This is a genomic window from Paenibacillus sp. VTT E-133291 (assembly GCF_002264395.1).
GTDB lineage: Bacteria > Bacillota > Bacilli > Paenibacillales > Paenibacillaceae > Paenibacillus_AQ > Paenibacillus_AQ nitricinens.
The window spans coordinates 1-13206 of the sequence record NZ_NFVA01000085.1 but is presented as its reverse complement, the minus strand read 5'-3'; the positions used below and the strand labels follow the sequence as shown (position 1 = coordinate 13206).

At 42.8% G+C, this 13206-nt stretch carries 12 protein-coding genes; 11 read left to right on the top strand and 1 reads right to left on the bottom strand.

Features of this window, described 5'->3' with window-relative positions; translation table 11 throughout:
• Positions 1 to 25: 25 nt before the first annotated feature.
• The 4 genes from CA598_RS25375 to nspC all read left to right on the top strand — a co-directional run bounded on the left by CA598_RS25375 (position 26) and on the right by nspC (position 4439).
• Positions 26 to 421: a GntR family transcriptional regulator gene (locus CA598_RS25375; RefSeq protein ID WP_094870908.1), complete on the top strand. Its 396-nt coding sequence runs from the start codon at positions 26 to 28 to the stop codon at positions 419 to 421.
• A 12-nt stretch (positions 422 to 433) separates the two neighbouring features.
• Positions 434 to 1810 carry a DUF5808 domain-containing protein gene (locus CA598_RS25370; RefSeq protein WP_094878319.1) on the top strand — a complete coding sequence of 459 codons (1377 nt, stop codon included), beginning with the start codon at positions 434 to 436 and terminating at the stop codon, positions 1808 to 1810.
• A gap of 283 nt (positions 1811 to 2093) precedes the next feature.
• Complete coding sequence (locus tag CA598_RS25365) at positions 2094 to 3293, top strand: saccharopine dehydrogenase family protein (protein WP_060624451.1); 1200 nt, start codon at positions 2094 to 2096, stop codon at positions 3291 to 3293.
• Between the two features lie 9 nt (positions 3294 to 3302).
• The gene (nspC, locus tag CA598_RS25360; RefSeq protein WP_042186699.1) at positions 3303 to 4439 is read left to right on the top strand and encodes a carboxynorspermidine decarboxylase; all 1137 of its coding nucleotides are present in this window, start codon (positions 3303 to 3305) and stop codon (positions 4437 to 4439) included.
• Between the two features lie 49 nt (positions 4440 to 4488).
• On the opposite strand, the gene CA598_RS25355 is transcribed toward nspC, so the two are convergent.
• Complete coding sequence (locus tag CA598_RS25355) at positions 4489 to 6006, bottom strand: stalk domain-containing protein (protein ID WP_094878318.1); 1518 nt, start codon at positions 6004 to 6006, stop codon at positions 4489 to 4491.
• A 300-nt stretch (positions 6007 to 6306) separates the two neighbouring features.
• On the opposite strand from CA598_RS25355, the gene CA598_RS25350 reads away from it, so the two are divergent.
• From CA598_RS25350 to CA598_RS25320, 7 genes are all read left to right on the top strand, one after another.
• The gene (locus CA598_RS25350) at positions 6307 to 6930 is read left to right on the top strand and encodes a deoxynucleoside kinase (protein ID WP_094870903.1); all 624 of its coding nucleotides are present in this window, start codon (positions 6307 to 6309) and stop codon (positions 6928 to 6930) included.
• Positions 6927 to 7580 (top strand): deoxynucleoside kinase, encoded by a 654-nt coding sequence (locus CA598_RS25345; protein ID WP_094870901.1) that lies wholly within the window; start codon positions 6927 to 6929, stop codon positions 7578 to 7580. Before CA598_RS25350 ends, CA598_RS25345 begins: the two co-directional genes overlap by 4 nt.
• Positions 7581 to 7833: 253 nt before the next feature.
• Positions 7834 to 8724: an SMP-30/gluconolactonase/LRE family protein gene (locus tag CA598_RS25340; protein ID WP_094878317.1), complete on the top strand. Its 891-nt coding sequence runs from the start codon at positions 7834 to 7836 to the stop codon at positions 8722 to 8724.
• A gap of 191 nt (positions 8725 to 8915) precedes the next feature.
• On the top strand, positions 8916 to 10097 hold the full coding sequence (locus CA598_RS25335) for a MalY/PatB family protein (RefSeq protein WP_094878316.1): 1182 nt from the start codon (positions 8916 to 8918) through the stop codon (positions 10095 to 10097).
• 117 nt (positions 10098 to 10214) lie between these two features.
• Entirely contained in the window at positions 10215 to 10523 is a 309-nt protein-coding gene (locus CA598_RS25330) for a hypothetical protein (RefSeq protein ID WP_094878315.1), read from the top strand.
• Positions 10524 to 10565: 42 nt separating this feature from the next.
• The gene (locus CA598_RS25325) at positions 10566 to 11516 is read left to right on the top strand and encodes a nucleoside hydrolase (RefSeq protein ID WP_094878314.1); all 951 of its coding nucleotides are present in this window, start codon (positions 10566 to 10568) and stop codon (positions 11514 to 11516) included.
• Between the two features lie 158 nt (positions 11517 to 11674).
• On the top strand, positions 11675 to 12928 hold the full coding sequence (locus CA598_RS25320) for a stalk domain-containing protein (protein WP_094878313.1): 1254 nt from the start codon (positions 11675 to 11677) through the stop codon (positions 12926 to 12928).
• The last annotated feature ends 278 nt before the right edge of the window (positions 12929 to 13206 follow it).

Below are 13206 nucleotides of genomic sequence, written 5' to 3'. Positions count from 1 at the left end.
TACTTTTTTTGAATGGATGGATAATATGATCATAACGCTTGATTTTAAAAGTGATACACCAATTTATGTACAGCTTCGTAATGAGATCGTGATTGGAATTGGCTCAGGTGAACTGGCGGATGGGGAGAAATTACCAACAGTGCGGCAAATGGCTGAAGATTTAGGGATAAACGCAATGACCGTGAACAAAGCGTACGCGATTTTGAAGAATGAAGGCTTCATATCGATAGATCGCAGGCATGGTGCTACAGTTGCTCCGATAGGGAATGGACAGCCAGAGTTTAAGGAGAAGCTGGAAAATGAACTACGGTTAGTCATCTCGGAGGCAAGTGTAAAAGGGATTGGCCGGGAGGAGTTTATGCAAATGTGTGCTGGAATCTTTTCATCCGTATCGTTTAAGTCTACATCCATCACGGAATAGGGGGACACTCAGATGGCTATCGTTTTCTTTTGTATAGCTATAGTTATTTTAGTTATTATGTTTTTTACGTATAGGAGTACTTTGAAGCTGAAGGATAATCTGTGGTTTGGGGTTAGTCTTCCGGCGTTTGCTCTTGAGGATGAACGTCTGCGCGAACTGCAAATTTCAACTGAGAAGAGATATAAAAAGTATGGACTCCTATCATTTCTGGCTTTGATTCCTATTTTGTTCTTGAGCGGCTATCTCTCTTTCACACTGATCTTTTTTTATGTTTGGACGAGTGTTATGATGCTTCTGCTTCGAATTCCATTCATTAAGGCACATCATGCAGCGGTAGAACTGAAACGGGAAAATGAGTGGTTCGTGGGAGAGAAGCGAATGGTTCGAATGGATACCAAGCTATCTCTGCTAAAAAAGAAAATGAGTCTTTCTTTATACTGGTACATAATTCCTGCACTAATTGCTACGTTATCTTTTATGATCCCAGTTCCGGAGGAAAATATTGAAATTGTTCGAATGGCTGGTGGTACAGCATTAGGGCTGACCGTGTTTTTCTGTATTATTGCTATCTCCTTTAATCGAATGAAGACTAAAATTTACACGAATAACAGCGAGACTAATATCCTGCTTAACCAGGCTAATCGTAGATATTGGTCCTTGCTATGGTTTGGAATGGCTATCATCAATAGCTGTATCGCCGTAATTTCGGTGTTTGCCTTATCCTTAAATGGAGCGGCTTCAACTATAGTATGGAGTTTGGGTATCTTCTTGTTCTCCGTTATTCCGGTGACAGGTATTTTTTATGTACATCATAAATTGAAGAAACTTGAAGCTGCGCTGCTAAATGGTGATCATGAGATATTGTATACGGATGATGATGAATATTGGATTAATGGGACAACGTATAATAACCCCAATGATCGCTCTGTTATGGTTCCGAAGCGTCTTGGGATCGGCACTACGATTAATATTGGGACAAAAACGGGTAAGGGTATATACTACGGCCTCTTTGTATTCGTTATATTGCTGTTGATCGGGACGGGTTGGATGGGCGTTCAGACTGATTTCTCAACACCTACCTTAACTACAGACACAAAAGGAAGGGTCTCGATTGAATATCCAATGTATAATTACAGCTTCGCCATGAAGGATGTGCAAGAACTGACGCTTGTGGACAGCTTACCAAGAGGCCGAAGAACAAATGGCGTTGCGACGGATACAGTAGCCATTGGAAACTTTAAGTTTGACGGGTTTGGGAAGAGTAAGGTCTATCTTGTGAAAAATTCTCCGCCATATATTGTGATTAAATTGCCGGATGTATATGTGCTCTACAACAATAAGGATGCCACTGAAACTGAACGTCTCTACGCGGAGTTGAAAGGGTGGTGAGGTTTCACATTGAATTTAAAATAAATCGTATGAAGTAGCCCCCTATTGTGATAGAATAATCTAGTTGTCCTAGTTTCCGGAAATTTACTCCATTCCAGCGATTTTCATAAGATATATAGGTGGATAATCGAGGAAATATGAGTATTCAAGAGTATTAACAAGAATCTTTGAAGATTTTACACAATAAACATCATTTTTTGTCGGTTTTTATTGATTTATTCAAAAATATTATGTATAATCAGCCTTGTTGATTTTGCAAATGGAATTTTAGGAGGTTTTTATTTTGGGAAAAGCGTTAATTATTGGCGCTGGCGGTGTTTCCAGTGTTGTTGTTCACAAATGCTGCCAGAACCCGGATGTATTTGAAGAGATCTGCATAGCTAGCAGAACTGTCGCGAAATGTGACGCTCTGAAAGATAAATTAGCCGGAGGCCGCACGAAGATTTCTACTGCTCAGCTCGATGCAGATAATACGGACGAAGTCATTGAACTGATCAAGAGCTTTGAGCCGGATGTCGTTATTAATGTCGCTCTCCCATATCAGGACCTGACAATCATGGATGCGTGCCTGGCAACAGGAGTGCACTATGTGGATACTGCCAATTATGAACCACAAGATACAGCGAAATTTGAATACTCTTGGCAGTGGGCTTACAAAGAAAGATTCGAAAAAGCAGGTCTTACCGCGTTGCTAGGCAGTGGATTTGATCCAGGTGTAACGGGCGTGTTCACAGCTTACGCTCAAAAGCACTATTTTGATGAAATTCATACTATTGATATTGTAGACGCCAATGCTGGTGATCACGGATATCCATTTGCAACAAATTTTAATCCTGAAATCAATATTCGTGAAATTACAGCCAATGGCCGCTATTTCGAGAATGGCGAGTGGATTGAAACAGCACCGCTTTCCGAGAAAAAAGTATATGATCTTCCGGAAATTGGACCAAAGGATATTTATCTTTTGTATCATGAAGAATTAGAGTCTTTGGCCGTTAACATCAAGGGTGTGAAGAAGATCCGTTTCTGGATGACTTTCTCGCAGAATTACCTGACTCACTTGAAAGTGCTTGAGAATGTGGGCATGACTTCTATCGAGCCTATCATGTATGAAGGAAAAGAGATCGTTCCTCTGCAATTCTTGAAGGCGATTTTACCTGACCCGGCTTCCTTGGGACCAAGAACAAAAGGCAAAACGAACATTGGATGTATCATCCAAGGAACTAAAGACGGAAAGCCAAAAACTTATTATGTATACAATGTTTGCGATCATGAAGAGTGCTATGCAGAGGTTGGCTCCCAAGCCATTTCCTACACTACAGGCGTTCCTGCAATGATCGGAGCGATGTTAATTATAAAAGGAATCTGGAAGAAACCGGGCGTATTCAACGTTGAAGAGTTCGATCCAGATCCATTCATGGAAGCTTTAAATAAACATGGTCTGCCTTGGCAAGAAGATTTCTCGCCAACGCTGTTAGACTAAGGCGCGATAATGGATATAGATATCAGCGCGGTCCCGTCACCCTGTTACCTTGTAGATGAAAGATTGCTTACACGTAATCTTGAGATTATGAATTCTGTACAGGAACGTACTGGAGCAAAGATTTTGCTCGCACAAAAAGGCTTCTCCATGCATTCCTTGTATCCGTTAGTTGGAAAGTACTTGCATGGCGTAACCTCAAGCTCTTTGTTTGAAGCCAGACTTGGCTATGAAAAGATGGGCAAAGAGGTTCATGTGTACGCACCAGCTTATATAGATAGTGAGTTCGATGAGCTTCTTGGATATTCCGATCACATTGTGTTCAATTCTTTTGACCAGTGGAATCGATTCAAGGATCGCGTTAAGAATGCACCGAAGCATATCAGCTGCGGCATTCGTGTGAATCCGGAATATTCCGAGATCGAAGTTCCGCTGTATGATCCGTGCTATAATTATTCCAGAATGGGAGTAACTCTCCCTAACTTCAGACCGGAAGAGCTTGAAGGCATTGATGGACTACACTTCCATACAATGTGCGAACAGAATTCGGATACCCTTGAGCGTACGCTCAAGGTAGTCGAAGAGAAGTTCGGACCTTATCTCAAAGGAATGAAATGGCTTAATTTCGGTGGCGGTCATCATATTACACGTCCTGATTATGATCTAGAGACCCTGGTCAAGTGCATTCTACACATGAAAGAGACTTACGGTGTGGAAATCTATCTGGAGCCGGGTGAAGCAGTAGCGCTTAATACCGGATATCTGGTAGCTACCGTTCTCGATGTGATGCATAACGGAATGGATATTGCGATTCTCGATACCTCGGCAGAGTGCCACATGCCGGACGTACTGGCCATGCCGTACCGTCCGAACATTATTGATGCTGGACAACCTGGGGAATTTCCTTATACGTACAGATTAGGTGGAATGACTTGCCTAGCGGGTGACGTTATCGGAGATTATTCCTTTAAGGAGCCTTTGAAATACGGAGATAGACTCGTATTCCTTGATATGGCCCATTATTCCATGGTGAAGAACCATATGTTTAACGGTGTGAACCTGCCTTCTATTGTTAGTTACAATGAAGAAGAGGGAATCAAAGTGATCAAACAGTTCGCTTTCGAAGATTTCAGCGAACGTTTATCTTAAGATTAATAAAAAGGTGTCCCGTGATGGGACACCTTTTTTTGATTACTCCTTATTGCATTGTGATGGCGATGCGCTCCTCCTGTGGGAGCCACTCAACCTTTGCGCCAAGTTGTTCACTGATAAATCGAAGCGGCAGATACATTGATCCATTTACGATGAAGGGGAGTGTAGGGAGATTCACGGATTTATTGTTCACCATTGTCGCTCCTGTTACACCGTTAATACCGATAGCGAGAGCGGGCTTATCTGAAGCTGTACGAGTGATCATGATTTGTTTATCTACCGTTTTGGCTGCAGTTAAGTTCTCTTTAAAGGTAATCGTCGCGCCTAATTTCTCGAACAGAGATCGGAGGGGGACGAAATTCTGCCCGTTTCGAGTGATAACACCATTGGAAAGAGGGATGGATTCACCATTTAGGGAGATAGAAATTGGCTTTTGAACTGGGACGGGTGCTTCATGGGTGAATTCATAGTCTCCGTATCCTAGCTGTGCGTTCTTATTGACACCCCAACCCCATAGGGAACCGTCTTTCTTTTGCATGATGATATGTCGTGCACCATTCTTAATGCTGCTTACCTCAGTATCAAGAAGTGTGAATTTTGAATCAGAGGACATACTCTCGTTTTCAATAGAAGTCTGATAGAGATTTCCTTCCCCAGTTAATGCAACAATAGTCCGCTCTACGATGCAAACATCGACTACATTCTTGATTCCTTTAAGGAGAACCGGTGATTGTTCATGGTAAGTTGTTCCGTCAGAGGAACCTGTAATGGTAGCGCCCCAGAACCATAATTGGGAGGCCCCGTCAATGGCTAATAGGCTGTTCTGATTTCCTTTTAAACTTTTAATATTACTGATTCCCTTAATAGGCGTTGCAGATAGATCTATTGGAGCTCCTTGGTTCTTGTAATAATCTTGGACTGGCCAACTCCATATGGAACCGTCCTTCTTGAGTGCTAGGTTGTTTTTGATTTGAATAATATCCGTCAATTTTTGGATGGTTTCGAAGCTTTCGAAGTCATCGCGTGTAGTAGAAACAGTTCCATCTTTCTTTAAGAACACGTAACGTGTCCAGCTCTTATGAAGATCAGACTCATAGTAACCGCCCACAGCTGCCACGTTATCGACGCCGGAAACCGGTGTGAACGCGGAGGAAGTGAGTCCATCGGATGAAAGGGGGGCGCTTAGAATCGTCCCGTCTCCTTTAAGGGCTATCGTTCTGTTTCCCGCCATGAACATATCTGCCAGATTGTCTAACTCTTGAACGGGTGTCACTTTAACAGCTTCAGAGTATGCCGATGTTCTCCATTGCCAGACCGAAAGGTCTTTCTTCATTACATATTGAGAACCAAAGTATGCTTGTACCTCATTCAGGTCATGGATTTGAGTGGGGACAGAGCGATTCCCTCCCCATACCCAGAAGGAACCATCTGTTTTGGTCAGATAATCCGCTCCATACGAAGTGAGGTTAGTAGTTGTGACCGACTTCTCTGCTGCAACTGCGCTTACATTAGAGGCGAGGCTTAATACGAGAAGAGCACTAACCATGCTGATCCATTTTTTCATAGGAATACCTCTCTTTTCTTATTAAATATTTTCATTATGTCTACACTATAATCCATTATCTTACATATAGACGCTAGAACTACTGGAAAAGTTTCTTCATATTTACCCACTCACAAGAAAGGTCTCATGTGATACAATAATTTAGTCTGTTTTTTAAAATATAAGAGAGTATAAGTTTCACGCTATACTTTATCCTTATATTTCACGCTTAAACACTTACCGTCCTTATAAGGACGCCGAAGGCGTTTATTCTTGATTTAGCTATTGAAAGGTTTGTATCTGAGGAGGAAGTCAGCGTCAATGAAACAAGCACCGTTTATTGCAGTGGAAGGCCCAATCGGGGCTGGAAAAACAACATTAGCTTCTATGCTAGCAGAAGAATTAAATTTACCGATCATCAAAGAGATTGTCGATGAGAATCCGTTTCTAGCTAAATTTTATGAGAACATGGACGATTGGAGCTTTCAACTGGAGATGTTTTTTCTCTGTAACCGGTATAAACAGCTTGAAGATACCGTTACACAATACATAGATAAAGGGATCCCGGTCATTTCCGATTACCATATTTATAAGAACCTCATCTTTGGAGAACGAACGCTGAATGGAACGAAACGTGAAAAGTATCGGCAAATTTATCATGTGCTTACGGATGACCTGCCAAAGCCAAATATTATTCTCTATATTAAAGCCAATTTAGATACATTATTAAGCAGAATTGAAAAACGTGGGCGGCCCTTTGAAGAGGGAATGGATACTGCGTATTTGGAGCAATTAATTAAAGATTATGATGACGCGATGGCCTCTCTAGCCATTCAGGAGCCTTCGACCGTAATTATTACCATTGATGGAAATGCAGTCGATTTCGTGGAGAATCCGGAACACTTCACTGAAATTGTCTCTTATATAAAGGAGCTAATCAAATGAATTCATATCATATCCCGGAAAATTCCATTATTACCGTGGCTGGAACTGTCGGGGTGGGGAAATCCACTTTAACAGGCGCCTTGGCCAAAAGACTTAATTTTCAAACCTCGCTAGAGCAGGTCGATCACAATCCTTATCTCGAAAAGTTCTATCATGATTTTGAGAGATGGAGCTTTCACTTGCAAATCTATTTTCTTGCTGAACGTTTCAAAGAGCAGAAGAAGATGTTCGAACTCGGCGGTGGTTTTGTTCAGGACCGTTCCATCTATGAGGATACCGGTATTTTTGCGAAAATGCATGCGGATCAAGGTACGATGTCCAAGACGGACTATGAAACCTACACCAGCCTGTATGAAGCTATGGTTATGACGCCGTACTTCCCGCATCCTGATGTACTGATTTATATTGAAGGCAGTCTGCCTTCCATTCTGACGCGAATTAATGAACGTGGCCGTGAGATGGAGATTCAAACGGATGTTTCCTACTGGGAGCATATGCATGGCAGATATTCGAAATGGATCAACGAGTTCACAGCTTGTCCAGTGCTTCGTTTGAACATTGATGATTATGATGTGAATGATGAGACTTCGATGTCTGATATTCTTGTGAAGGTTGGCGAAGCGATTCGTAAGCCTATTGATAAAATATAATTGATGATTTGAAGCCCCCAGGATTTGGGGGCTGTTTTTTTACTCAACTTATGTTGTAGTGCTCTTGGACAGAAATAGGAGAGGTCTTCTTATTCCGCTGGAAGAGTTGAGCTACTAAGGTGAAAAGGTCATAATGCATGTATCCCCTTACGTGCTCGTCACAACTAGTGTGATCGGCATACATTGCTTTTGAAAGGTTCGGATGTAGGTTTTTTGGATATTAATGTGTAGAAAATAGGAAGGAGTGAGCGTTTTGGAGTATACAGAGATTCAGGCAGAATTGATTATCGATGCTCAGGCAGAGCTGGGTGAAGGACCACATTGGGATGCTGAATTCAACCAGTTATATTGGGTAGATATTACGGGTAAGAAGCTTAGAATATATGACAGAGTCACAGGCAGTGAAACCGTCCGCTCTTTTGATCTTATGGTCAGCGCAGTTATTCCAACGACTGCCGGTGGACTTGTTCTAGCTATGGAGGATGGGGTCTATCTCTCTTCTCTCGAAGGATCTCCTGTCCAAATGATTTCGATTGAACCAGAGTTTCCACGTAACAGATCCAATGATGCAAAATGCGATCGACAAGGCCGACTTTGGGTGGGGACGATGAATATGGATAATGAGCCGAAAGTTGGAGGATTGTATGTCCTTGAGCCCGACGGATTTTGTCGCCAAGTGTTGTCTGGCATTGGTATTTCGAATGGATTGGCGTGGGATTACGCACGGAGCAGAATGTATTATATTGATACGCCTACGAGACATGTGGATGTATTTGACTACGATGAAGTGGCCGGAAAGATCTGTAACCGGAGAGTCGCTTTTCAGATTCCTGATGGTACAGGTTTGCCAGATGGAATGACGATAGATAGCGAAGGAATGCTTTGGGTCGCCCATTGGGGCGGGGGTTGTGTTTCACGCTGGGATCCGAATACGGGGGAGCAGATTGGACTGGTTCGAGTTCCAGCGCCTTTTGTCACCTCATGCACCTTCGGCGGTAGTGATTTAACAGAGCTTTACATTACGACTGCAAGGACAGGTCTAAATGAAGATGAGATCTGTCAGTATCCGCATGCGGGAGGATTGTTTATGGCTAAGCCTGGCGTGAGTGGTCTGCTGTCCGCGAGCTTTCAGGCTAAGGAGTAGGCTTGTGTCACTGTCAGGGACATGAATTTATATCTTCACGCTTGGTAGAGTGGCTGCAGAAATGATACAAAGCTGTACGTGAGTTAAAGAGGGCGCACTTTCGACAAGTGCGTTCTTTCTTATCCAGAGTGCGATATCCTCCGCCTCATGATACAATAAGGGACAAGTTTATAAGGATGAGGTGACTTTAATTGAAGTATGATTTCGATCGCGTAATTGACCGCCGTAATACACGTTCTTACAAGTGGGACCAGTCCGAGAAGTTGTTTGGTGAGAAGGATATAATGCCACTTTGGGTGGCAGACATGGATTTTGAAAGTCCTCCTGCAGTGAAGGAAGCGATTCTGCGCCGCGCAGAACAAGGGGTTTACGGATACAGTGTACCTAGTGACTCTTATAAAGAAGCTATCACCTCGTGGTTCAGAAGACGGCATGATTGGGAAATTAAACCGGAATGGATTTCGGATTCTCCAGGAATCGTAACCTCCTTAAGTTTTTCTGTAGAGCTGTTTACTGAGCCAGGGGACGAGGTTATTTTACAGTCGCCAGTCTATTATCCCTTCTATGATGTCATCCAAATGAATGATCGCAAGGTCGCCAAGAATCCGCTTGTTATTCGTAATGGACGCTTCGAGATGGATTATGAGCAATTGGAAGGGCTGATGCAAGGTGGAGCCAAGCTGCTGCTTTTATGCAGTCCGCATAATCCTGGTGGTAGAGTATGGGAAAGAGAAGAGCTGCTGAAGCTTGGTGAGCTCTGTCTGCGTTATGGAGTGACCGTAATCTCTGATGAGATTCATTGTGATTTGGCGCTTCCAGGTTATGAGCATATCCCTTTTGCATCCTTATCTGAGGAAATTGCGAATATTACACTGACCACACTTGCTGCGACCAAAACCTTCAATCTACCGGGGTTACAATCTTCTTTTATCGTGTCTTCCAATCCGGAATTAAAGCTTAAATTTGATCGAAAAATGAAAGCCTTGAGTTTACATATGGCTAGCTTCTTCGCCCAAGGTGCAGTAGAAGCTGCCTATAATGATGGTGAAGAATGGTTGGATGAGCTTTTAGAGTACGTGTCAGGCAATGTGGACTATGCGATTAGCTATCTGTCAGAGCATTTGCCACAGGTCCAAGTGATGCATCCGCAAGGCACATACCTCCTATGGGTTGACTGCCGCGGTCTGAATCTGGATATTGATGGACTTAAACAGCTAATGTACAAAGAGGCTAAAGTTGCTTTTAATGAAGGCTCTGTCTTTGGAACTGAGGGACAAGGTCATCTGCGGATCAATCTAGCTTGTCCTAGATCTACTCTAGTTGAAGCGTTAGAACGCTTTTGCCGGGCAGCTGTAGCTTATACTGCGAAATAAAAGGTATTCCTGAAGCTTGATGATTCCTTCTAAGGGGATCGTCGAGCTTCTTTATTTTGCAAAAAGGTAAAAAGAATAATAAAATGGAGTCCATTACGTCAAGCAGGAGGACTTCAAATGAAATGGGTAGCTCAGCTTCCGTACTATAAGATACAGCGAGAAATTAAGGATGGAGAACAACGAAGTATTACATGCAATCGCTTTATGTATTTGTACAAAGATAGAGTTGTGACTCGTCATCGTGAATTTCCAATAAAAGATATTTTAGATATGTCCTATCGCTCAATGGGAGGTTCAGAGGGGATGTTCTATCTGTACACGAGTAAGGGCGTATATACTTATTTGGTAGAGTGTGATCCTGAAAGCTTTATTCATATTTTTAAAGAACAGCAAAGGAATAAAATTGAGCGTACGGGTAGGCCATGATATGATAATCCATACGACATTACAGGGTGGGAGAGAAAATAAATGAGCAAAACACGAATTATTATTGATGCAGACACAGGTATTGATGACGCACTGGCAATTCTATATGCCTTACGTGCTCCAAATGTCATTGTAGAAGGAATTACAACCGTTTTTGGGAATATTGATGTCGAAAAGGCGGCGGACAATTCTCTGCGACTGATTGAGCTTGCTAAGCCTGGGTATGAGATTCCTGTAGCCGTCGGAGCATCCAAGGCACTCGTTCGTGAGCACTCAGGCTACGCCACTCATGTGCATGGTGAGAACGGTATTGGTAATGTGGAAATTGCTCCATCCAGCCAGCGTCCCATTAGCGAGACTGCGTCTGAGTTTATTGTTCGGATGGCTAATGAGAATCCCGGAGAAATTGTATTAGTTACACTGGCACATCTAACCAATCTTTCGATGGCGCTTGATTTGGACCCTGGTATTAGGAATACTTTGAAAAAAGTAGTGGTGATGGGCGGTACGATCTTTAATCCCGGCAATAGAACACCGGTTGCAGAAGCGAATATTGCTGGAGATCCGGAAGCTGCTGATCATGTATTTACATCTGGACTTCCCGTTCTGATGGTGGGTTTAGACGTTACACTTAAGACGCGGATTACCCAAGAGCATATCGATTTATTAAACCGTTTTGGACGTGAAGAGAATAAAGCGATCATTTCGTTTATGGAACAATCGCTCACTCATTATTTTAACTTCTATCGTGAAGCGAACTTTTTGATTAACAGTGCACCGCTGCATGATCCACTCGCGCTTATGGTTGCGCTGCAACCAGATCTAGTAACCTATAAAGAAATGAATGTTCGTGTGGAGCACAAAGGTGAGTTTACATCTGGAATGGTCGTAGCGGATTTGCGGGCTCAGCCAAAAGTGGGTAAGCCCATACAAGTTGCTGTGGATGTAGATGTTGAACGAGCGGTGGGTACCTTTTTGAGCGTGTTTATGTAATTTTGTTGACCTCTACTAATATGAAAAATAATTTCGAAGCTCATAAATGACAATCTATTAATTTTACAATTGGATAATCTTTGGTAAAATGGTAGAAGACATATAAAGAGTTTAAGAGATTACACTTCATATTATGGAAGATGGGAGACTTAACAGTCATGAACAAACGGATTGGTAAATTGGTCTTATGTCTGGCGATATCGCTAGGTGGCACCACGGCATTACTCCAAAATACTACACAAGCAGCACCTGCAGGTGGAGTTAGTATTATGCTGGACGGTTATGCACTACCATTTCCAGTAGAACCTGTTGTGATGAACGGAACCACGATGGTTCCATTCCGGGCGATCTCTGAAGCGCTGGGAATCAACGTAGAGTGGAATCAAGCGCTTAAGAAAATTACCGCGACCAAGACGGATACAGCGGGTACTAAAGTGGTAACGTTGACCCTTGGCAGCAAAAATGCAGGCGTAAACGGCGAAGTGGTGAAGCTAGGGGTTGCTCCCCAAACGATCCGCAATAACACGATGATTCCGCTTAGCTTCTTCGGCCAGCAGTTTGGTGCGGGGGTAGCTTGGGATCAAGCGACGAAGACGGTATCCATCACTTCACCCAAGACGGATATGTACAAGCTGGGCTTCTATGCACTTAGCTCATACAGCGAAATCTCCTTGCTTCCTAGCTTTGATGCTGTAGCTTTTGGTTGGAGCGGGATTGATAAAAGCGGACAATTCACCACGACAGGCACTGACTTTAGATGGCCTCAAGCGGCTGGGGATGTAACTCCAGAGTCTATTATCTCAAATGCAGCAGGAGGGGGCACAGCGCCTTATCTGATGGTCTTTTCTGGTGATACTGCATCCGAGCTGACGAAGAACCTGGAAGATAAAGTGCTTCAAGAGCAGACGATTACAGGAATCGTTGATCTGGCTACACAAAAGGGATTCCAAGGCATCACGCTGGATCTTGAGGGATTGGGTCTCACAGGAGATAAAGCTAAGGTTCAAGCAGATTATAATGCGTTTGTGAAGAATCTGTCTCAAAAAGCACATGCAGCAGGTCTTAAGCTCACGGTTATCCTTCATCCATTAAACAGCTCTTATAAAGGTTATGATTACAAGACGCTAGGCAGCCTCGCAGACGATTTGGTCATTATGGCTTATGATTATTTGCAGGAGAAAAAAATGCCAGAGCCGATGAGTTTAGTTGATGAAGGTATCCGGCTTGCGCTTCAGCAAGTGAGCAAGGATAAGCTGATTCTCGGTATTTCCGTTTATAGTGAGAATGAAACTTCAGTAAATTCCAAAGTTGGACTTGCCAAACGTTATGGTCTTAAAGGAATTGCAATCTGGCGTGTGGGCTTGATTGGACAGCCTGTCTGGAATGAGATGGGTAAGTCGGTGGAATTGTAGGCGGGATTATGATATGTTATCAAAAGAAAAGGGCTGCCATTTGGCAGCCTTTTTTTCTTGAAAGGAAAAATATTATATGCTTGCGCATTAAATTATCCTTATCTTTCTCACATAAAGCTAGTATGGAATAGATCTATTAAAGTATTGGGAAATCCTCCCTAAAAATTCTGCATTTTAGGGTTGTACAGGTGGAGTATAGGGAATTTCTCCCTATATTTCAGCGGATATCATCGTTTTTAGAAAATTCCCCGTATTATAGGGAGAAATTCCGCATAACT

What these genes read in the sequence shown, in the direction of transcription:
- CA598_RS25375 (WP_094870908.1), top strand. Translation starts at nt 26, where the DNA reads ATGATCATAACGCTTGATTTTAAAAGTGATACACCAATTTATGTACAG.
- nspC (WP_042186699.1), top strand. Translation starts at nt 3,303, where the DNA reads ATGGATATAGATATCAGCGCGGTCCCGTCACCCTGTTACCTTGTAGAT.
- CA598_RS25330 (WP_094878315.1), top strand. Translation starts at nt 10,215, where the DNA reads ATGAAATGGGTAGCTCAGCTTCCGTACTATAAGATACAGCGAGAAATT.
- CA598_RS25325 (WP_094878314.1), top strand. Translation starts at nt 10,566, where the DNA reads ATGAGCAAAACACGAATTATTATTGATGCAGACACAGGTATTGATGAC.
- CA598_RS25350 (WP_094870903.1), top strand. Translation starts at nt 6,307, where the DNA reads ATGAAACAAGCACCGTTTATTGCAGTGGAAGGCCCAATCGGGGCTGGA.
- CA598_RS25370 (WP_094878319.1), top strand. Translation starts at nt 434, where the DNA reads ATGGCTATCGTTTTCTTTTGTATAGCTATAGTTATTTTAGTTATTATG.
- CA598_RS25320 (WP_094878313.1), top strand. Translation starts at nt 11,675, where the DNA reads ATGAACAAACGGATTGGTAAATTGGTCTTATGTCTGGCGATATCGCTA.
- CA598_RS25355 (WP_094878318.1), bottom strand. Translation starts at nt 6,006, where the DNA reads ATGAAAAAATGGATCAGCATGGTTAGTGCTCTTCTCGTATTAAGCCTC.
- CA598_RS25345 (WP_094870901.1), top strand. Translation starts at nt 6,927, where the DNA reads ATGAATTCATATCATATCCCGGAAAATTCCATTATTACCGTGGCTGGA.